Genomic DNA, 22,378 nt, shown 5'->3' with positions numbered 1-22,378 from the left:
ACCTAGACTATCAAAAAGCTTTCAAATAACAACTTAGCACATTCAGAAGAATTTTTAGTGTTGCTTAATTTGTACTGGGAGAGGAGAATTTGATATGGGTAAGGCTGAAAGTTGTTTGATTAAATCTTGGAGGAATTCATTTTATAAGGTAAAAGTAGATTACCGAGAACTAAACGACGAGGAACAATGGGAAATAATAATGAGGGCTTTCAAATATTGATTTAAAATATTTATTTTTATATTAAGGTACAAACGATTAGAGCGATTCTCATTTGAGGGTCGTTCTTTTTATTTAACTGAATAATGTGGAAACTTACAGATAAAATAGAGAAAAAACGGGGAGGAACTTCTCTACGCAGGCTTTAAACTAGGCAGTATCCTTTCCGAGAGTGCTTCCTAATTTTCCGTATTTATTTAACCGTTTGTCGTATTTCTTGGACGTGTACTGGAATCCCTGATCCGAATGGATTAAGGTTCCGTACACGTTTTTTTATATCCTCTATCTTGTTCAAGACAAGCTTCAAGTTATTTCAATGAGAAATTTTCCTTGAAACAATTTCAAATACGTAGATTATAAGTTACTCATTCAAAAGCTGTAAAAGCATGTATTAATAAAGTTAAAGAATCAGAAATTCTGCCTTTTTGTATTTATATTGCTTAATTAGGTGTACATAGTTCCAATAACAAAATTCCTTAGTTCATGGCATATTAAATTATGCTAAACGTACCATTAAAAACCCTAAATTTACTAGACAATACATTAGAGCTATGATTATAAATATTCAATATATTTTGAATGATAAAAGGTTCGATTCGTAGTGAACTATTCTTTGAGGTTTTCAAAAAAATAGCTTTAAGTATAAGAAATGCTGGAGAAATGAAAAAGAGTATGTGATTCAAGCTAAATTTCCGGAGTGAACACAAGACTTGTTCAATTAACGTAGTGCCTTTTAAAAAATAATCTGAAAAGGGGATATAAAAAATGAACATTTTAGTATTGATGAAACAAACCTTTGACACAGAAGAAAAAATAGTGCTCCAAAACGGCACCATTAGTGAAGAAGGGGTAAACTTCATCATCAATCCTTACGATGAATATGCGATTGAAGAAGCAATTAAATTGCGTGATTTGCACGATGGTGAAGTAACTGTTATCACTATAGGACCTGAACGTGCGGAGAATGCGTTACGTACGGCGCTTGCAATGGGTGCAGATAAAGCGGTTATTGTTGATAACGATGATATGGATCTTGATGAATATAGTACAACCAAAATCCTTTCGGCCGTAATAAAAGATAGAGAATTTGATATTATTTTAGGTGGAAATGTAGCAGTTGATTATGGTTCTGGACAAGTAGGGCCACGACTTGCAGAAGAACTTGACATTGCACAAGTAACGACCATTACAAAGCTGGACATCGAAGGCAATAAAGCCATTATCGAGCGTGATGTTGAAGGGGATAAAGAAGTAATCGAGGTATCACTTCCTGTATTGGTCACAGCTCAACAGGGCTTAAATGAACCACGCTATCCTTCACTACCCGGCATTATGAAAGCGAAGAAAAAACCAATCGAGCGTTTAGAGATAGATGATTTAACTTTAGAGGACGATGCCGATGCAAAAACGACTGTCACAGAGACATTTTTTCCGAAGAAAAAGGAAGCAGGCCGTATCCTGAATGGTGATGTCAAAGATCAAGTTTCTGAACTTGCTACACTTCTTCGCACAGAAGCGAAGGTAATCTAATCACATAGGAGGATGAATGAATATGAGAAAAGTACTAGTTTTGACTGAAGCGAAAGCTGGAAATTTAAGAGGTGTTTCACTTGAGGCACTGACTGCTGCGCAGCGTATCGCTGAAGGCGGGGAAATTATTGCTGTTGCGATAGGCAGTGATGCGACTCATTATGCAAATGTTTTGGGTCAACATGGAGCAAAAAAAGTATATATTATTGGCAACGAAGAACTGGATGTATATACAACGGATGCTTATTTACAAGCTTTGCGCCAGTTAATTGACGCTGTAGAGCCAGAAGCGATTCTAATGCCTCACACGGCTATCGGAAAAGATCTTGCCCCGCGTATTGCAGCTCGTTTTGGGCTTGGTCTTGTATCTGACGTAATTGATGTTCAGATTGATAACGGAGAAGTAATCTTCACGCGTCCTATTTATTCCGGAAAAGCGTTTGAGAAAAAGAAAGTAGTATCTGGCATCCCATTCGCGACAGTGCGTCCGAATAATATTCCAGTGAAAGAAATAGGTGGAACAATTGAGGTTGTCCGTTTTAGTGTAGAAATCAAAGATTTACGTACGATTGTAAAAGAGGTAGTACGTAAAACTACTGGCGGTGTAGACCTGTCAGAAGCGAAAGTAGTCATCTCTGGTGGGCGCGGTGTCAAATCCTTAGATGGTTTTAAGCCGCTTCAGGAACTTGCGGAGGTACTGGGTGGTGCGGTAGGAGCATCCCGTGGTGCATGTGATGCTGAATACTGTGATTACTCATTACAAATCGGACAGACAGGAAAAGTCGTAACTCCTGATTTGTATATTGCCTGTGGAATTTCAGGAGCCATTCAGCATCTTGCTGGGATGTCTAACTCAAAAGTAGTCGTAGCGATTAACAAAGATCCAGAAGCCCCAATCTTTCAGGTAGCAGACTATGGTATTGTTGGTGATTTGTTTGAGGTGGTTCCATTGCTTACGGAAGAATTTAAAAAAGTCCTAGTAAACTCATAAAAAGATCAACTAAAGTAATCAGACATTCCTTTGTTATTCATAATGGGGTGTCTGATTACTTTATTATTACCCCAACTATAACCGATATTCTTTTATAAGGTAGTAGGGACGAATCCCTGCAACTTACTTTTTTTGGGGAATTAACTGGATCTTTTTTTATTTGGCTTGTATATGTAATTTACATATATGAGCAATATAAGTTATAATTAATTTAATCTTCAAACATTTATTAATAGAACCACTTAGATTAAGCAATGTGAATCAAATAGTTTAATATTACCATGCGATTTTTACTTAGAGGGAGTAGTGATCCATTAGTCTTACTTCAAGGTTTTGAAAAAAGAAGGTTGGTTTTAACAATTTGATTTGAAAAATCAGTTTAATCTGATTATTTTCGATTTGAGGGGGCGTGGAACTAAAAGATATTAAATAACACTCTGTAAGAGATATATGCAAGTGCTACAGCTTTTAGAGAAGTACAGAAATGCTTGGTTGCTTGAAAAAATCCTAAAAATTCTATTCATAAAAGAATACAATTTAACGTTAAGGTATAGGTGGGAATTAGGTTGGTTTTTTTAGAATACATTGTAAATCTTTCAGTATTTTCATTATTTGTTATTATTCCATTAGTCATCCATTCTTTCATCAATTATAAGCAAGTTACTAAGGTTCGACTCTGGGCAGGTTTATATGCTGGGATTTTTACCTTTATCCTTGTTGTGTTATCTATCAAGCAACTTGGGTATTCTTTTGACCTACGATTTGCATCCGTCATCCTTGTTTTTGCGTATCTTGGCAACTTGGCAGGATTAATTACCGGGGGATTTGCACTACTTGCAAGACTGTATGTAAGTGGTAATTGGTATGTTGACATATTGGGTTGGACAATCGTTATGCTTGGTTTTTCGTTCATGCATCTATATATTTCTCGACTTACATCAATAAAAAAAGCGATAATCCTAATTGGTACATATGTTTGTATCTATATATTATTTGTATCATTTTTTTACAAAATTAATGATAATCCATTCTTTTATCTCGAGCATTTACTATTTGTGGTTTCAGGGGTGATCTTTGCAACCTTTTTAATAGAGTCATATGCCAAGCTGTATAGATTGAATAATAAGTTGTCATATAAGTATAAGAAGGTAGAGGAAAGTGAATCAAAGTACCGGCTAATTACAGAAAATACGTTTGATCTAATAGCGGTGATGGATAAAGAGAATTCAATTAGTTATTTTCTACCTTCTCATAAGATTGTTTTCGGGTATGAAGAAGCTGAGCTGGAAGGGCTCGATTTATCTACGTTTATTCATCCTGACGATGTTGGTATGTTTAATTATACGCTGACTAGGATGTTTGATAATAAACAATATAAATCGATTGATTTCCGTTTCCAGCACAAAAATGGGGAGTGGATTGAGTTAGAGTCCAGTTGTATGCCTGTAAAAAAGGAAGACCATTCCATTGAACATATCGTCATTATTAGCCGAGATATTTCTGAACGTAAAAAATCAGAAGAAATTCTTTTGCAATCTGAAAAGCTAGCCATAATAGGTGAGTTAGCTGCTGGAGTGGCACATGAAATAAGGAATCCCCTTACAACCATAAAGGGGTTTGTTCAACTTTATAAGATGGGAAATAATTCAGCTGACTATAGTGATTTGCTCCTTAGTGAATTGGATCGAATCGAAACGATTACAAGTGAACTGCTCTTTTTGGGAAAACCTCAAGCGATCCAACTTAAACATACTAATATAAGAGAATTAATAGAAAGTACGCTTGATTTATTTTCCCCTCAGGTCATTATGAATGATATTCAATTTAAACTAAATGTTGAAGATTCGCCAATAATAATAACTTGTGAGAAGAACCAATTAAAGCAGGTATTTGTTAATGTGATAAAGAACGCAATTGAAGCTATGAAGGATGGTGGTAAGATCCATATTAACCTACGGAAAAGTTCAGATAGTCAGTGTATTATTTCTTTTCAAGATCAGGGTTGTGGCATCCCAGAAGAATTGCTTCCTCGTTTAGGTGAGCCTTTTTACACTTTAAAAGAAAAGGGAACCGGACTTGGGTTGATGATCTGTCATAAAATTATTAAGCAGCACAATGGCAGTATTACCTATCAAAGTAAAGTAAATGAAGGAACCTTTATCGAGATTATGTTACCTTTGGCGAGTTAAGATAAGAAAACATTGGGTTTACCTTTTAGTATTAAATTTAAGTATTCTTAAAAAAATTGGAGGAGGCATTTTTGTGAGTGATCAAGAAAAAATTTTACTGTATAAAACCTCTATCATTTTAAGGAAAGATACTAGCATGATGAAGTTAAACGATATTATTGACGAACTGGGTCGTGTTATTGAATCAAAAATGAAAGTTGACTGATTGTTATGATTGAATAAAAGAAACTAAAGTGAAATTGGCCAGAAACACGAATCATTGGAATTTATTGGATTTATGTGCCGTTGCGGTTCCCACTTGAAAGCAATAGTGGACACACCGTTTGGCATGTACAGGGAGAGGAGAATTTGATATGGGTAAATTTGGAAAATGTTTCATTAAATTTTGGGAAAATTTAATTTATAGGGTAGAAGTTGATTACCGAGAATTAACCGACGAGGAACAATGGGAAATAATTGCAAGGGCTTTCAAGGACTGATTTATTATATTTATATTTATATTTATATTTATATTAAATTAGGTACAAATGGTAAGAGCGATCCTTATTTGAGGACCGTTCTTTTAATGAAGTGATTTAGTTGAACGTGATGGATATGAAGAATTTATTTTTATGTAAATACTTGACAGTTAATATTCCACTTGAGTTTTAGAATAAAAGACAATAAAACCATACTTGCATAGAGTGGCAATAATACAAAATGGTTGATACAGACTGTTCAGGAAGTGCAGCAGGAGCAACATAAAAGAGAATTTTGATGGGGGTCAGAAGATAAATTCTGATCCATTTTTCATCAATAAAATTGTCCTTTTTATCTAACATTTAGTTTAATTTTACTATTTGTTAACTTGGGGTTTACTTACACCTATTAAAATGTACTACATAAACTTTTTTTGCTTTTTTATAAAAAGTTTAGCGGTTCTGTTTATGCATAAATTACCCCAAGATATTGCGCATTTAATTGGACATAAAACTAAGATTTATGGCAAGATCCCCAACTGAATAAAGTGGACAGTCTCTATAGCTATTTTTTCTAAGTAATATATCAAATAGTCAGTCTAAGGGATCCAGGTGGTATTTTTTTGCAAAAACATATAAAAACATTAATTACTGTAGATTGAAAAGGATGGTGTCTTTATTGCAAAATTTCACGTTTATTAATCCGACAAAGTTGATTTTTGGAAAAGATCAGCTGGATCAATTAAAAAATGAGGTACCTCGATATGGAAAAAAAGTTTTGCTAGTATATGGCGGCGGCAGTATCAAACAAAGCGGACTTTATGAGAGGGTGACAGCTGTTTTAAGGGAAATTGGTGCAGAGGTTTTTGAACTTTCTGGAGTAGAACCTAATCCCCGCATCTCCACTGCACATAAAGGGGTGGAAATCTGTAAAAAGGAAGGCATTGAATTCCTCTTAGCAGTCGGCGGCGGAAGTGTCATTGATTGTACTAAATTAATCGCTGCAGGTGTCAAGTATGATGGCGATGCTTGGGATATTGTAACTAATAAGGCTTTTGCAATGGATGCTCTTCCATTTGGTACAGTATTAACGATTGCAGCAACTGGTTCTGAAATGAACCCAGCCTCAGTAATTACCAACTGGGAAACCAACGAAAAATACGGTTGGGGAAGTGCGGTTACATATCCGAAATTCTCTATTTTAGATCCTATTAATACCTTTACAGTTCCACGGGACCAAACTATTTATGGAATTGTTGATATGATGTCACATGTTTTGGAGCATTATTTTCATCTAGAAGAAAATACTGAGTTTCAGGACCGCATGTGTGAATCCTTTCTAATTACCGTCATGGAAACGGCACCAAAATTACTCGCTGACCTAGAAAATTATGAACACAGAGCTACGATTCTTTACTGCGGCACCATGGCTTTAAATGGTATTTTAAGTATGGGCTATCGCGGCGATTGGGCAACGCATAATCTTGAGCACGCGGTATCGGCAGTTTATGATATTCCACATGGCGGCGGACTGGCTATTCTGTTTCCGTACTGGATGGAGCATAATCTTAGCGTAAAACCAGAACGCTTTAAGCAGTTGGCGGTTAGGGTGTTTGGCGTAAAGTCAGAAGGAAGAAGCTCCGAAGAGATAGGGCTAGAAGGAATACGAAATCTGCGTGAATATTGGAGCAGTATTGGAGCACCGGCAAGATTAGCCGATTATGATATTGATGACAGCAAGCTTGATTTAATGGCGGACAGAGCGATGGCGAATGGTGAGTACGGCATTTTTAATAAGCTAAATCGTGATGATACCATGGCCATTTATCGAGCATCTTTATAACTCGGGCACTTGTTGCCTGAGTTTTTTTGTTTTTGGAGGTCAATAGGTTGTCATTATTGTGGAGAATGTTTTCGATAGCATCAGAGAAAAAGCTAAATTGATGGATCATTAGAGGGTTATTTAACAATTTTTATCTATCATTTAGTTAATTTTTATTATTTGTTAACTTGATTTTTACTTACACCTTTTAAAATTAGCTTGTATTACTTTTATTTACTATTAAAAAAACGGAGGGTTAAAAATTATGCTTACATTATCCCAAGATATTAAAAAGCTGAGCGAATTGGACAAAAAACATTATCTTCATCCTTCTTCATCTCCACTATTGCAAGTTCAACAAGGTCCGAAACTTATTTTTTCGGAAGGAAAAGGTGTACGAGTAACTGACATCAAAGGGGATACCTATATTGATGGTGTATCGATGCTATGGAATGTCAATGTAGGACACGGAGAGAAAGAACTTGCTGACGCTGCTCATGAACAAATGTCAAAATTAGCTTTCGGCTCTTCTTTCTTCGGATTTTCCAATGAACCAGCCATTCGCTTGGCAGAAAAGGTAGCTCAAATTGCACCTGGGGATTTGAATTCTATCTTTTATACTTCTGGTGGATCAGAGTCAAATGATACCGCTGTCAAATTAGCAAGATTTTATTGGAGTTTAAAAGGAAAATCCCAAAAATTAAAGGTTATTTCTCTTAAAAATGGATATCATGGTGTGACAATTGGCGCGCAGACGCTTACAGGAATTGAGCCTTTTACTGTTTTTTCAGGGTCAAAACAATATGACGTCGTCCATGCTGCACCTCATCTTACGAATTGTGAGCTAGGAGATAAAACAGACCCTAACTATGAAAACTCAATTCGTGCGGCCATCGAAAGAGAAGGTGCGGAAACGATTGCTGCAGTTATTATAGAACCTGTTCAAGGTGCTGGTGGTGTACATGTTTCTCCTACAGGTTATTTACAGGCAGTAAGGAAGCTTTGTGATGAAAATGAAGTATTATTCATCGCAGACGAGGTTATTTGTGCATTTGGACGTACCGGAACCATGTTTGGTGTAGAGAACTGGGATGTTGTTCCAGATTTTATGAGCGTTGCCAAAGGGATTACAAGTGGATATGCTCAATTGGGTGGCGTACTGATTAGAGATCATATTAAAGAAGAAATCTCTCAATATCCTGGAGCTTTGGCTCATGGATTCACATATAGTGGACATCCAACAGCATGTGCAGTTGGATTGAAAAATATTGAACTTATCGAACGATACAATCTTGTTGCCAATACTAAAAACATGGAACAAGAACTTATGAATGGTTTAAAATACTTGGAAATCAAACATTCTATTGTGACAAATACAAGAGGTATAGGTCTTTTGGCAGCATTCGATTTGATGGCAGATCGCGACAATGGTGTACCGTTTGATCCAACTTTGATGGCTGCATACCAAGTATGCGAAGAGGCTTTTAAACGCAAACTTCTTGTAAGGGGTTCAGGAAATTCACTTATTATTTCTCCACCACTTGTCATCAATAAAAATGAAATTGAAGAGATGATTTCTATATTTGATGATTCAATCACTGCATTTAAGAAGACACTTTAAATAAGAATGGCTTAGCCATTATAATAGTCTGAAAAGCCAGAGGTTTAATACTTCTGGCTTTTTCTGTATATCAAAATCATTTTGAACATGCCTAATACTGGCTAAAACCAATAATTAGATTTCACATGTTATAGGAATAAGCAAACTGGAATGACTAAGGTAGAAAAAAATTTTATTGAAAATCTAGTTTTGTAGGAGTGGGTGCGATGAAGATAACAGTAGAAATATATAAGAAGAGAACCTATTTTGATCATCGTATACAAAAAAATGTAATAATTTGTTTTATTAATGGGATGAATCAATGCACTTAAATCGGCACTTAAATCAAAAAAAGCTGGAAAAATACGATTCGTATTTCTCCAGCTGCTTTATTTTAGGAACTTATTTTAGTATCTGCATAATTTTCATGTACTATCGCATCTGACTTATTACTATTTTTCTCAGCTAAAACGCCCAACAAAACGGATAGTACAACACAGCAAAGTGAAACGATAAGAGTTACTGTGAAGGGCTCTCCTAGAGCTAGTACGGCAGTTACTGTTATGATTATAGGTAGAAGACCTCCAAAAATTCCAATCATAGTTGCAGGAACTTTTTTAATAACAAAGAAATATAAGAGGATAGGTAATGCATTTCCAGCTACTCCATAAATGATATCGATTACCCAATTTGATGTTGAAACTGAGCCCCAATCAAACTTGTAACCATCCATAATGCCTAAAGGCAAAAATAATATAGCCCCTACTAACATCACTATAGTAGCAGTTGTAATAGGTGGTACATCTGCTGCGAATTTTTTCGAAAAAATAAGGAAGAAAGCTTGAGTAAGCACTGCTAAAAATACATATAAATCACCTAATAATGAAGAATTTGGACTATCTCCTAGACTAATAAAGGATTGTATTGCAACTCCTGCAACTGCCAAAATGATCGCAAGGAAAGAAAGAGATTTAATGCGTTCCTGAAGGAAAAAGAAAGATAAGATTAGTATAACTGCTGGTGCAGAGCTATTAATAATCCCAGTAGCTGTTGCACTTGTATGACTGATCCCTAATAGTAAAAATACATTTAGTAAAACATTTATTAGTAGTCCTTTAACAAATAACTTCCCATAATTCTTTTTGCCGATTTTTGTCCACTTTACTTTTTCCTTCATCATAGCTAGAGGAAGTAAGAAAACGAAAGCTGCTATAAAACTAATTTCTGTAAATAATAAAAACGGAATTTGTTCAAGTGCAACCTGACTCACTACTAGTGGAATTGCGTAGCAAAATTGAATTAATACAAGGCATAAATAAGTTAATGCCATTTAAATCCCCCCTGACCTTTTATTTGTTGCTTATTTAGTCATTTCGCTATATTTACTTAATCTATATGGTTGGTTAATGATGAAACTGCATACAACAGCACCTTCGATTGTACCTGAGTAAACCATTTGCATAATCTCCACAAAGCTAAAGACATCTCGTATTTTAGTGATGTCATTCAGATAAAAATTTAGTTTCATATCTACATTTTTGGTATGCCAAGTCTGACTTGTGAATTAGTGGGCTTGATTATTCAAATTAATAGGTTTCTTAGTTAAATACTCTTGAACTTTACGGCTAACTACTAGACCACTTTCAATTGCACCATCCATCATTCCTGGCCATCCACTAGCATAATCGCAGCCTGCTAGGAACACTCCATTTTCTGGACGTTGTAATTCAGCCATATAACGAATTTTTTGATTACTCTTTTGCATGTTCCAAGTCTGACCAGAGAATTCGTCTGCCACCCAGTTATGGCCTGTACATTCAACGACTTCAGCTTCAGGTAGCCATTTCCGTATTTCATTTTGAATAGCTGGCAAGTCGTTTGGATCGATACGAGAAGCATCAGAACCAAATCCAACAACTATACTGTCGCCATCTACTTCATATTCATAATAGCAACTACTAATTAGACTGCCAGAAGGGGAATAGGCCGAGAATGGATCATACTTACCACGTAGTCTTGCCCAATATTTAATCCCGCGGCTCGTTTGTCCTTCAGCCGATGCCATTCGCTTAATTTCTGATAAAGCTGGTTTGAATTCGATATTATTCAATACATTTTGTGGCGATGTTACAACAACTGCTTTTGCAATGAATATCTCACCATTTTTCGTGTATACCTTATACACATCATCCACTTTTTCAACAAGAGATACAGTCTTAGTAAACTGTATATAAGCAGCTGAGTCACGAGCAATTGACTCAATAAGCGATTTAGTACCTTTTGCTAATTTAAATTTCCCAAGAATTTCAAACAAAAATTGTAAATCATGCATAGCAAGAGAACGCCAATGAAGAAGAGTACTATATCCACCCAATTCTGGCGGACCGTTAAAGGCTATTTCTAAAAAATTCTTTAAATTGTCGTATGTAACAGAGTCCAGATGGAGTTCGTTCAAGCGATCAAGTGCTGATTTTTTATCTATTTCTTCCATGGTTGGAGAATTAAGTGGGTCAAAAGGAAAAGGTATATGCAAATGACTATCTTCTAAATAACGTGATAAAGCTTCACCCAGGATTCCGGAATATTCCAGTTTAGTCCCTTTTTTTGGCTTTCCATCTTCGAACCAATAGGCAACTTCATGATCTGGTGACGGAGTAAGCTCCAGACCGTAACGCATAATCTCAGTCCATACATGAGGCTGGCCCCAGTGAACCCATGTACCTCCTAGTTCAAGATCTCTTCCCAAACGATTGTCTGTCCATGTTCGACCGCCAATGCGATCTCTACCTTCAAGAATTAAAGATTTAAAACCCCGATTACTTAATTCGCGTGATGATGTTATGCCTGCAAAGCCAGCACCGATAATGATAACATCATAGATCTCTTCTGAAGATTTTACTTTTTTTACCATCTTTATCTTCCTTTCTAAAAATATTTCGAACTAGGTAACTAAACTCATTCTCCTCTCTTAAATAAAAGAAAACGTTTTTGGGTCTATATTGAAAAAGTAAAATCTAAGTTCATTATAAAATGCAAAGGTAAAACGCAAGTTAACAATTAATAAAAATTCGAAAAATTTAGATAAATTTATGATAAATATGCATTCTTCACACAGCTAACAAAAAATGAATCAGAGTTCTAGTCATAGTAAAAGTCCAAAGTTTTTAAATCTACCTTAAAATAATTGAAATATGCATTGAGTAAAAATTAAATTATCATATAATAGAATAATTTTAAAAAATTCCATAATTCAAAATTTAGAAAATGGACTTAGAGATACAATGAAGGGTGGTTTTCTGGTTGAACAATTCTAATATCTTACTTGTTGATGATGAACAAGAGATTCGAGAAATAGTCGGGATTTATATAGAGAAGGAAGGATACAATTTTTTCGAGGCAAAAAATGCATCTGAAGCTTTTGAACAAGTAGAAAAAATAAATCCGCATCTAATTATTTTAGATGTGTATTTACCTGATTTGGATGGAATTGAATTATGCAGAAGAATTCGTAATATGACGAATGCTCCAATTTTCTTTCTTAGCTGTAAGGATTCAGAGATTGATAAAGTGACTGGTCTGAGTGTTGGGGCAGATGACTATATCGGAAAGCCCTTCAGTATGCATGAATTAATTGCTCGAATTAAAGCACATCTTCGACGCCATCAATACCTTGTCCAACCAATTCCTATAGAAAAGGATATTCAAATCTTAAGGTCCACATCTATCACTTTAAATATAGAAAAATACGAATGTTATTTTCAGAATAATTTAATTTGGTTAACTTCAAAAGAGTTTCAATTATTACATTTTTTCATGAGGCATCCTCAACAAGTTTTTAGTGCTGAACATTTATTAGAAAAAGTTTGGGGCTATGATTCTGTCGCGGATATTAAAACCGTTATTGTTCATGTAGGTAAATTAAGGAAAAAACTCGGTGCGGATTCAAAAGAATCAACAATCATTATGACTATTCGAGGGGCAGGCTATAAATTTAATGAAGAAGTTCAACAGATATAAGTTTAGATTAAAGAGACTATTTTTCACTTTTCGTGGGAGAATGCTTGGAACATTTTTACTTCTATCCATCTGTCCGCTTATATTTATTTTTTTCTTCGCTATATATAGTTCAGAGAAAGCCCTATCGATTTCAGGTAATCGGATTAATAATATTCTTCTAGACTATGTCATTTTTCTTCATAGGGAAAATTTAACAAAACAAACTGAAATAATAAATGAAAAAATTAGTTCGATTAAAAAACAAGTTCACGTAGTACAAGCTGAAGCAGAAGATGTTTTCAGCAATCCTCTATTACCAAAAGATTATCATTTATCTTTACAAAAAGAAAAAGAAGGATACTATTGGGAGGATATAAAAGGGGATGTTTCCAATGTTGGAATGAGCTCACCTCTTGAGCTGACAAAGGACATAAAATACAAACTATTAAAATCAAAATTACTAGAAAAAGAATTTATTCAAATTTATAATCAAGAAAAAAGTATTTCACGCATTTATTATATGGGTACCCAATCCTATTGGCGGATATATCCAAAGGAAAATGTAAAAGAGAGTCGAGAAAAAGGAAGATATAAACCTTATTATGATTTTACAACCTGGCCTTTCTATACCTTAGCCGCAAGTGCTAAGCGAAATCATGAAGTTTGGACAAAACCATCTAATGAAGTGGATAATATGTTTACACTCTCAATGCCAATCTTTGAAAATAAAAGTGATTTCAAAGGTGTTATTGGCGTTGATATTTCTGTTCCTAAGTTCTTAGATAAATTTTTAAATTTCCGTTTCAAAGAGCCTTCTGCCTATGCAATCTTAATTAGTAGCCCTGATCATAAGATCATTGCAAGCCAACAAAAGGCTCAGAAAGATTTAAGATACTTTACAACGAATGTAATACAAAAATTATATGATAGTGAACAGCCTTTATTTATGAAAATCAATCATAGCGAAAAAATAATTCTTGTTTCAACCGTTAAAGAAACTAATGGGAAAATTGTCTATGTGATCCCGAAGAAGGAAATAATCAGCTCTGTTAAATCTTCTATTGAGAATCAATTAGGAACCTATATACGGACATTTACCATTCAGTTTATTTGTTTACTAATCACGATTATTTGTATTTTGGTAGCTGTAACCTTTATGATTTGGAAACATTACTCGAAACCTTTTAATGAAGTTTTACAGGGTATTAGCTCTATTAGTTCGGAAAAGTTTCAAGTAAGAATTAAAGACCAACGTTTGGAAGAATTTCAGTTATTTACCCAGTCTTTTAATATGATGGCAAAAAAAATAGATGACTTAATCACAAACTACAAATTATTAAATTTATATCTTGAGGAAAAAGTGTCAGATCGAACTACTAAGCTTTATATAGCCAATGAAACACTTAAACAAACGAACGATAAATTAATCACAATGGAGAAAACAAGGAGAGCAATGTTTGCAAACATTGCTCATGATTTAAAAACACCTATTACAGTGGTATTGGGTTATATTGAGGCGATTAATGATAAAATGATTAATTCTGAACAAATTGACGAGTATTTGCATCGAATCCACAAGCATCTTTATTCCATTAATAATCTTGTTAAAGGAGTATATGAACTAAATCATGTGGAAATGAGTGAGCAAGTATTTCATTATCAAATTGTCCAGGCAAATGAATTTTTTATGCATGTAGAAGATCTCCTCAAACATGATTCAAATATTCATGTTTATGTGGAGGAAAAACTCCCATCTCTTAAAATAGATATAAAATATTTGGAACGTGCCATCTTAAACCTAGTTGAGAATTCTATTAAATATTCAAATTCTAATACTCCTATTGTGATTAACGTGAGCAGTGATCGAACTCAAATTGTCGTGTCAGTACGGGATTACGGCTGGGGAATTCCGCATGAAGATTTGCCTTATATTTTTGATCGATTTTATCGTGTTGATCGAGCAAGGAATTCATCAAAGGCAGGTAATGGTTTAGGTTTATCGATTGTAAAAGAGATTATTTATGCACATGGAGGGACCATAGAAGTTCAAAGTGAGCTAGAAAAAGGAACAGAATTTGTTATTAAACTTCCAATTTATGATAACGAAAGGGTGTATGTCAGATAATCCGGGTTCACTTAAAGGTCTTCCTGAAAAATACAATTCAATAAATTTGAAAGAAAAATGAAAAAAGCAGAGATTTCTGGAAAACTCCATTTTATCTCTGCTTTTTATAATTTTCAGCATCTGGTTTATATTTTTGTGTATTTCTTCCTGTAAATCCATTTTTATTAAATCATTCTTTGAATTTATTTGCTTGAACACGAAGTTCTTTCAAAAATTCCTGTCCTGCAGCTGAAAAATGTTGGTTTTTTAGCCTAATACAGTAATAGGAGAGTTTTGATTCGATTCCTAAAATTGGCTTTACGATAATATCGTTACTTTGATAAAACGGATCAGATTTATAAGTTAAGTCAGTTTCAAGTGAAATTGCTGTTCCCTGTGAAATAAAATATTTTTTTGTATCTGAATTTTGTGATTGTATAAAAGTATTTAATTCTCTATTTTTCCCAAATATCTTCGAATAATATTTTATTGTATCATTTTTTTTATATGATAAAACAATTGGATGTTTAGTTACATCGTCAAAGTAAATATTTTTTAAACTTGCCAATTCTGAATCATTTCTAAAACAAACCATCATTTGGCTATCGATAAGATGTGTTGTAGCAAATAGCTGATTTTCTTCTAGAGTTGAGGCAGGATAAAAATTTACTCCTAAATCAGCATTGCCGTTTAGGACATCTTTTCGGACTTGATTAGCTTTAGTTTCATTAATTTCAAGGGTTATTTTTGGGAATCTGGCTTTGATTTCTGCACATGTTTTAGGGATAATCTCTTTACAAAAGCTAGAAACTGCTGAGATCGTTAGATGTCCTTCAATCTCAGCTGAATCCGATTTTGCCTCATTTTTTAAATCCTCTATACGATTTATAATCTCCTGTGCTATTATAATTATTTTTTTTCCAGTGGCGGTAGGCTCTAACCCAGTTCTTGAGCGTTCAAATATCTTTGCACCAAGTTCCTCTTCCAAGCTTCTAATCGCTTGACTTATTGTAGGTGAAGATACGAAAAGTCGTTCAGATGTATTCGCGATAGATCCAGTTTTTGCTATTTCAGTAATGTATAAAAGTTGATCAATACGCATAGTTTAACCCCTTGTCCACGAATCGAAATTCATGTTGGTTTATCAAATTTTCTTTTTTATTTAGTAAGCGCTAACATTATTGTCTTGATTAATTGAGTATAACATTTATTTGTTATCTCACAAGTATGAAAATGAATCTCAATATTTTTATCCCCTTCCATATTTATGGCTATCTTAATATTTAATGAAGGTACCTTTTAATTCCTGAACTTTAAAAAATTATAATATGAAATTATGATATGTGTAAATATTAATATTATTTTGATTTCAGGGGTTATGGAATTTCTGTTTCACAATTGAGCTATGTAAAAACAGTTTTTATGTATCCAGCTGTTAATTTTAGTATAGCAATTCAATTGTGTATAAAAAGGTTTATTGAAATCTAAATATACTTACAGACACAATTTATGAATCATAATCATTTTATTGGGAGGGAAAAGCAATGGTTAAAACAACAAATTCATCAACGAAAACAACATTTGACTTGTTTAATACTGATCGGCCATTTTGTAGCCAAGAACATGAAATGTTTAGGTCATCACTAAGAAAATTTATCGAAAAAGAAGTGAATCCCTATTATGAAGAGTGGGAAGACAAAGGTTCAATCCCTCGTGAAGTTTACAAGAAAATGGGCGATCAAGGCTTTCTCAGCCCACAAGTGGATCCAGCCTATGGCGGTCTTGGTCTTGATTTTGGCTTTAATTTAGTCCTTTCTGAAGAAATGTCACGAGTTGGAGGAGGTACTGCTGGGGTAACCATACACAGTTCCATAGTAGTTCCTTATCTTGAGGCATACGGAACAGAAGAACAGAAGAAAAAATATTTACCTAAGTGTGTGAATGGGGAAATCCTAACAGCTGTTGCCATGACAGAGCCGGGAACTGGGTCAGACTTGGCCAGCGTTCGTACGACAGCAGTGCGTGATGGAGACCATTACGTTATTAATGGGCAAAAAACGTTTATTACAAATGGGATTAATGCTGAATTATTTTTTGTCGTAGTTAAAACAGACCCTAATGCAACTCCAGCCCACAAGGGAGTTAGCCTCATCATGGTTGAAGGAGATACCCCGGGTTTTTCGCGTGGACGTAAATTGAAGAAATTGGGTATGCGTTCCTCTGATACTGCTGAACTTATTTTTGAGGACGCTCGTGTGCCTGTTTCCAATTTGCTTGGAGAGGAAGGCAAAGGCTTCTATATTTTGATGGATAAATTACAGCAAGAGCGGATTATGGCTGCAAATGGAGCTTTTGCTCAAGCACAAGAAATGTTAAAGGCAACGATTGCCTATGTTAAAGAAAGACAGGCATTTGGTAAACCGATTAGTTCTTTCCAAAACACACAATTTGAAATTTCAGAAATGGCAACAGAATTATCAATGGCCCGCTCTTTCCTTGATAATCTAGCTAATCAGCACATGAAAGGTGAAAATATCGTAACCCAAGTTTCCATGGCGAAGTGGTGGATTACTGACATGGCGAGACGGATGGCTGCCCGTTGCTTACAGCTATACGGTGGTTATGGGTTTATGGAAGAGTATCCAATAGCTCGTCGATATCGCGACATTGCTGTTTTACCGATTGCTGCAGGATCAAATGAAATAATGAAAAATATTATCGCTAAAAATCTAGGATTATAATATTTGTTTTTTACTAAGCTTTCTCAAGAAAGTATATCAATTATAGTATAGGAGAAATATATGAATATCATGGATCTATTTAACTTAAAAGGAAAAACAGCTATCGTTACGGGCGGCGGCCGAGGACTTGGTGAACAAATTGCACTCGCTTATGCAGAAGCGGGAGCTAATGTTGTTGTTTGTTCCAGAAATGTAGAGGCTTGCGAAGAAGTCAGTGAACGATTAGAGAAGCTTGGAGTGCGGTCACTGGCACTACAATGCGATGTATCTAACTATGATGATATTCAAAATGTTGTGCAAAAAACAGTTGAAGAATTCGGAACCATTGATATTTTGGTCAATAATAGTGGCGCTTCATGGGTTGCACCTGCATTAGAAATGGAAATTGATAAGTGGAATCGCATTATGGATATCAATTTAAAAGGTGTTTTCTTATTTTCCCAAGCAGTAGGAAAAGTAATGGTAGAACAAGGCTCAGGAAAAATTATTAATATAGCTTCGTTATTTGGTCTTGGAGGTCAAGATCCAAAGATAGCTGATTCTATTTGTTACTCAACTAGTAAAGGTGCTGTTATTAATTTTACTAAAGATTTAGCGGTTAAGCTTGCTCAATATAATGTCCATGTAAATGCCATTGCTCCAGGCTTCTTCCCTACAAAGATGACAAAAGCAGGATTAGATTATGTTGGTGAAAAAGTACTTGAAAGAACCCCAGCTGGTCGTTTCGGTTCAGATATTGAAATGAAAGGTCCTGCTTTATTCTTAGCTTCTAAAGCATCTGATTATGTTTTTGGACATGTATTGGCAGTTGATGGCGGCACCATTGCACAAGTAATTTAATCCCAAAGCACAGTTCATTCGATGACGATAGGATGATATTTAGCAAATGCAATAAGGAGAATAGAATGCCGGAAATTAACAACGAATCCACTATTGCATACAAAATATTTGAAAAAATGCTAAATAGAAAAATTAAAAGCTATTTCAATTGTCATCGAATCGTTGTGCTTGTAGATAAGTTACTTAGATACCATATAAAACGAGTCCGTATTTACAGATTTATTGTGAAAAAATGGTTGGATTCCAAGGGATATTCTAATAAAGAACAGATAGCTGACGTGGCGAAAAAATATATTTCAATAGAAGCTAAACTTGATGATTTTGACGACAGTTTATATAGCATAACGCAAAATTGGAACAAAAAAAAACAATCACTTGCTTCCATGATTGATAACTTGAATGAGTTGCGGATGATTTTGAGAGTGGAACAAGATGAAAATAAAAAGAATAAAATAAGTCTGCTAAAGGATGAAATAAAAAAATAGAGTCACTATTAAAATAGATTAAAATCTATTAAATCGGAGGAAAAGTAAATGGTAGAAACGAAGGAAATAGAAAAAAATGTTTCAAGTTTAGAACTTCTTTGGAATCAAGAATTCCAAAATTTGGATGCATGGGTCGAACGTGAGAATATTCGTGAGGACAATCTACTAAAAACTGCAAAACTTTTTGCTGAAAATGCTAAACGGAATCAATCTAATTTAAAAGAACTTGTCAACCAATTTTCAAAGGAATTATCTGATTGGGAAAAAACTTCAAGAGAAGAATTATTAACAGCAACGATAAACTTACAGACCTTTTTACCTATTAAATCATATGAGGAAATTAATGATGAACTTGATAATTTACACAATAAATCTTCAGAGTTCATCACAAGTCCTTTAACCAAATTTGAAAATAGTAAATATGTAGATCAATATGTTGCTGCGATTGAAAAATATATTGACTTTAGAAGAAATAATAGAAATTGGTATATTAAAAATGTAAAAGAAACAGCATCTATTATTCAAACTAATCAATACAACTTCTTTAAAATAATAACAAAACAAGTTAGAAATGTGTTTCTACCATTTAATAGATATATTGAACAATCAAACGAAATAACTAAATAACTACCAATTGCTAGGAGGCCGACAAATGTCAAATCAGAAATCATTCGATCCATATGATCTGTTTAATAAATTTAGTACTCAATGGGAAAAACAAGTAAATGATCTTATTATGACAAATACAAATAATCCTAGGTTCACTCGGTTATTACAAAAATCTACAGAGACTTCTGCAATGTATAAAGAAATGTTTAAGAAAAGTCAGGAGCTTTTAGGAAATCAGTTACATTTACCTAATAAGGATGATGTTGCAAATGTGGCGAAAGTAGCTTTACAAACGGAAGAAAAACTTGATTCACTTGAGGAACAAATCTGGAATCTACAAGACTCCGTTTCTTCTACAAACAAAGAAATTGAAAGTATTGTAGGAGTTTCTAATGACATTATAAAACTAACAAAACAATTAAAAACAGAATTATCGAAAACGAAATTAGAATTAACAGAAACAAAAGAGCTGCGTTCTGAACTAAGAGTAATTAAAAATGAGTTAGCTGATGTAAAAGGTTTAAAAGAAGAAATTTCAATTCTTTTACAAATAATGAGCGAAAAAAATATAGGTAAAAAAGATCAAGAAGAAAGTGAACTAGCATCATCACAGCCTAAATGATCATACAAAAAGGAGGAAAAAATTTGTCAAGAGCTACCCTTTACAATATAATTCCAGATTTAGATTTAGAAAAAGAAATAAATCGTTGGAATAGCGTGTTAAATATTTCTAATCAACCGACGCTAAGTATAAATCAGACTCCTAAACAGGAGGTTTGGAAAAAAAATAAAGCGTCTTTATGGCTTTATCCCGCTGTTGAAAAGAAATATGATGTTCCAATCTTTTTAATAAACTCGTTAGTGAATCGAGCTTATTGTTTTGATTTTACACCTGGTGCGAGTGTTATTGAAAATTTAGTAAATGCTGGATATGATGTCTACTTATTAGATTGGGGATTTCCAGGATACGAAGATAAAGATATCAATTTAGAAGATTATATAGATGATTATTTAAGAAAAGGTGTCCAGCGTGCACTACGACATTCGGGTGCTGAATCCATTTCTTTAGTCGGATACTGTCTGGGTGGAATACTCGCAGCTGTATATACCGCCATTGCAGAAGAACCTATAAGAAATCTTGTATTAGTGACTCCTCCAATTGATTGGGATGTTAATACGTTTATTCCTGACAAATGGTTGGAAGGGATAAAAAATGGAACACTTAATTTAGACAGATTTATAGATGGTTATGGAATTATTCCCAAATTTTATCAAGAACAAATGTTTAAAGCTGTGAATTCACCAATCAGCTATACTCCATATATAAACCTGTTAAATCATGCAGATGACAAACGATTCGTAAAAAAATGGTGTACGATGAATAATTATTTGACTGATACAGTTCCTTTTACAAGAGCAGCATATAAACAATTTGCAAATGATTGTATTAAAGACAACAAGCTTGTTAAAGGTGAGTTTGCTGTTCATGGAAAAAAAGTCGATTTTAGGAATATTAAAGAGAATTTATTGGTAATCTCCTCAATATACGATACTTTAGTTCATCAAGATCAAAGCAGACCCATCATGGATTTAGTTTCTAGCGAAGATAAAACGTTTCAGGAAGTGAAAGCTGGTCACCTTAATATCGCATTATCTGGCAAGCTTGGTCTTGAATTAGATAAATGGTTATGTCATCGCTCATAGATTAAATTGATGGTCCAAAGCTAAATAATAAAAATATAAAAACCAGAAAAAAAGGAGGGGGGCGAACCTCCTCCTCCTTCTTTTAACTCACTTTCGATATATTGGTGTGCTTCCTTAAAAATTGGAGCAATTTTTGATTGAATTCTGCTGCTGCTTCAAGCTTAGCAATATGTCCAGCTTTATTTAAAATAACGAATTCAGAATTTGGGATTTGTTTGTGCAAATAGATGGGAATCCAAAGTGGGATTAATATATCATATCTAGCGGCAATTACAAGTGTGGGTACTTGAATTTTCGATAACAAAAAACGGTAATCACTTTCTACAAGGGCATCAATCGCTTTAAACATGCCTTCTATATTGGGTTTTAAAGTTTTTTCTAAATCTTGGAAATTTTGCTTGTTCCATGAATAAAAACAACTTCTTTCTACAATCGTTTTTCTGTGTTCTGCAGAAAGTATGGCGGATCTCGCTTTAAATAATTTGCCGACAATTTTACCTATAACATCAAAAAAATACGGGGTAGTACATGCTAAAACTAATGATTTACATCTCTCGGGAGCTTGATTATACAATTCTTGAGCCACAACTCCCCCCATTGAAAATCCACAAATGTGTGCGCTTTCAATATTGAGGAAATCAAGTAAAGCAATTACATCACTTGCAAAATTTTTAATTGAAATTCCTTCCAGTGTGGTATTACTCCCATGTCCTCTAAAATCAGGAATAATTAGATCATACTGATTCGCCAACTCAAATTGTTTGAACCAACCTTCTTTACATTCCGAGAGACCGTGAAGAAGGACTAATGGTTCCCCACTTCCCATCCGTAAATAAGGCATCTTGATTTGGCTAACAACTGCTTCATTCATACTTATTACCTCCTAAATTTGATATGTTTGATTTTATTGCCAATTTGCAAAAATCTTAAACACTGTTTATTCAGAGGAGTATATTTTAATAAGTATTTAAGCCTAGATGTATATTGCATTTATATGTTAAATACATATATTAACGTTATTATACAAGAAGGTAAAATGGATGGCAAGGAAAATATTACTATGGCCATAGTATTAAAGTTTTATTTTTTATA

The 22,378-nt window shown here is 34.2% G+C and carries 18 protein-coding genes and 1 pseudogene; 14 read left to right on the top strand and 5 right to left on the bottom strand.

What is annotated here, in order from left to right:
• Positions 1-343: 343 nt before the first annotated feature.
• Positions 344-472, bottom strand: a pseudogene (locus COE25_RS32195) (IS3-like element ISBth8 family transposase); the annotation flags it as partial.
• Positions 473-982: 510 nt separating this feature from the next.
• Between COE25_RS32195 and COE25_RS07475 the strand changes: the two are divergent.
• The 6 genes from COE25_RS07475 (at position 983) to COE25_RS07455 (ending at position 8,828) form a co-directional block, all read left to right on the top strand.
• Positions 983-1,747: an electron transfer flavoprotein subunit beta/FixA family protein gene (locus COE25_RS07475; RefSeq protein ID WP_098932145.1), complete on the top strand. Its 765-nt coding sequence runs from the start codon at positions 983-985 to the stop codon at positions 1,745-1,747.
• A gap of 22 nt (positions 1,748-1,769) precedes the next feature.
• Complete coding sequence (locus COE25_RS07470) at positions 1,770-2,738, top strand: electron transfer flavoprotein subunit alpha/FixB family protein (protein WP_098932144.1); 969 nt, start codon at positions 1,770-1,772, stop codon at positions 2,736-2,738.
• A 566-nt stretch (positions 2,739-3,304) separates the two neighbouring features.
• Positions 3,305-4,927, top strand: a complete 1,623-nt coding sequence (locus COE25_RS07465) for an ATP-binding protein (RefSeq protein WP_098932143.1) — start codon at positions 3,305-3,307, stop codon at positions 4,925-4,927.
• A gap of 73 nt (positions 4,928-5,000) precedes the next feature.
• A complete protein-coding gene (locus COE25_RS31410) occupies positions 5,001-5,132 on the top strand; it encodes a hypothetical protein (protein ID WP_257208723.1) in 132 nt (43 codons plus the stop codon).
• 932 nt (positions 5,133-6,064) lie between these two features.
• A complete protein-coding gene (locus tag COE25_RS07460; RefSeq protein ID WP_098932142.1) occupies positions 6,065-7,228 on the top strand; it encodes an iron-containing alcohol dehydrogenase in 1,164 nt (387 codons plus the stop codon).
• A 244-nt stretch (positions 7,229-7,472) separates the two neighbouring features.
• A complete protein-coding gene (locus COE25_RS07455; protein ID WP_098932141.1) occupies positions 7,473-8,828 on the top strand; it encodes an aminotransferase family protein in 1,356 nt (451 codons plus the stop codon).
• Between the two features lie 373 nt (positions 8,829-9,201).
• On the opposite strand, the gene COE25_RS07450 is transcribed toward COE25_RS07455, so the two are convergent.
• Complete coding sequence (locus COE25_RS07450; RefSeq protein WP_098932140.1) at positions 9,202-10,137, bottom strand: DMT family transporter; 936 nt, start codon at positions 10,135-10,137, stop codon at positions 9,202-9,204.
• A 234-nt stretch (positions 10,138-10,371) separates the two neighbouring features.
• A complete protein-coding gene (locus COE25_RS07445; protein WP_098932139.1) occupies positions 10,372-11,718 on the bottom strand; it encodes a flavin monoamine oxidase family protein in 1,347 nt (448 codons plus the stop codon).
• A 389-nt stretch (positions 11,719-12,107) separates the two neighbouring features.
• Between COE25_RS07445 and COE25_RS07440 the strand changes: the two genes are divergently transcribed.
• Positions 12,108-12,824: a response regulator transcription factor gene (locus COE25_RS07440; protein ID WP_098932138.1), complete on the top strand. Its 717-nt coding sequence runs from the start codon at positions 12,108-12,110 to the stop codon at positions 12,822-12,824.
• A 40-nt stretch (positions 12,825-12,864) separates the two neighbouring features.
• Complete coding sequence (locus COE25_RS07435; RefSeq protein ID WP_180247434.1) at positions 12,865-14,928, top strand: sensor histidine kinase; 2,064 nt, start codon at positions 12,865-12,867, stop codon at positions 14,926-14,928.
• Positions 14,929-15,097: 169 nt separating this feature from the next.
• On the opposite strand, the gene COE25_RS07430 is transcribed toward COE25_RS07435, so the two are convergent.
• Complete coding sequence (locus tag COE25_RS07430; RefSeq protein ID WP_098932136.1) at positions 15,098-16,009, bottom strand: LysR family transcriptional regulator; 912 nt, start codon at positions 16,007-16,009, stop codon at positions 15,098-15,100.
• A gap of 442 nt (positions 16,010-16,451) precedes the next feature.
• On the opposite strand from COE25_RS07430, the gene COE25_RS07425 reads away from it, so the two are divergent.
• The 6 genes from COE25_RS07425 to COE25_RS07400 all read left to right on the top strand — a co-directional run bounded on the left by COE25_RS07425 (position 16,452) and on the right by COE25_RS07400 (position 21,286).
• The gene (locus COE25_RS07425; protein ID WP_098932135.1) at positions 16,452-17,648 is read left to right on the top strand and encodes an acyl-CoA dehydrogenase family protein; all 1,197 of its coding nucleotides are present in this window, start codon (positions 16,452-16,454) and stop codon (positions 17,646-17,648) included.
• A 60-nt stretch (positions 17,649-17,708) separates the two neighbouring features.
• Entirely contained in the window at positions 17,709-18,488 is a 780-nt protein-coding gene (locus tag COE25_RS07420; RefSeq protein WP_098932134.1) for an SDR family oxidoreductase, read from the top strand.
• A 65-nt stretch (positions 18,489-18,553) separates the two neighbouring features.
• Positions 18,554-18,973, top strand: a complete 420-nt coding sequence (locus tag COE25_RS07415; protein ID WP_098932133.1) for an MPN domain-containing protein — start codon at positions 18,554-18,556, stop codon at positions 18,971-18,973.
• A gap of 48 nt (positions 18,974-19,021) precedes the next feature.
• Positions 19,022-19,600, top strand: coding sequence for a hypothetical protein (locus COE25_RS07410; RefSeq protein WP_098932132.1), 579 nt, complete (start codon positions 19,022-19,024; stop codon positions 19,598-19,600).
• Between the two features lie 25 nt (positions 19,601-19,625).
• Positions 19,626-20,204, top strand: a complete 579-nt coding sequence (locus COE25_RS07405) for a polyhydroxyalkanoate biosynthesis repressor PhaR (RefSeq protein ID WP_098932131.1) — start codon at positions 19,626-19,628, stop codon at positions 20,202-20,204.
• Between the two features lie 23 nt (positions 20,205-20,227).
• Entirely contained in the window at positions 20,228-21,286 is a 1,059-nt protein-coding gene (locus COE25_RS07400) for an alpha/beta fold hydrolase (RefSeq protein WP_257208722.1), read from the top strand.
• 82 nt (positions 21,287-21,368) lie between these two features.
• Here the strand turns inward: COE25_RS07400 and COE25_RS07395 are convergent, their stop codons facing one another.
• Positions 21,369-22,157 carry an alpha/beta fold hydrolase gene (locus COE25_RS07395; RefSeq protein WP_098932129.1) on the bottom strand — a complete coding sequence of 263 codons (789 nt, stop codon included), beginning with the start codon at positions 22,155-22,157 and terminating at the stop codon, positions 21,369-21,371.
• Positions 22,158-22,378 lie beyond the last annotated feature (221 nt).

Source organism: Bacillus sp. AFS031507, assembly GCF_002584635.1.
GTDB lineage: Bacteria > Bacillota > Bacilli > Bacillales > Cytobacillaceae > Neobacillus.
This window is presented reverse-complemented; position numbering and strand designations above follow the sequence as displayed.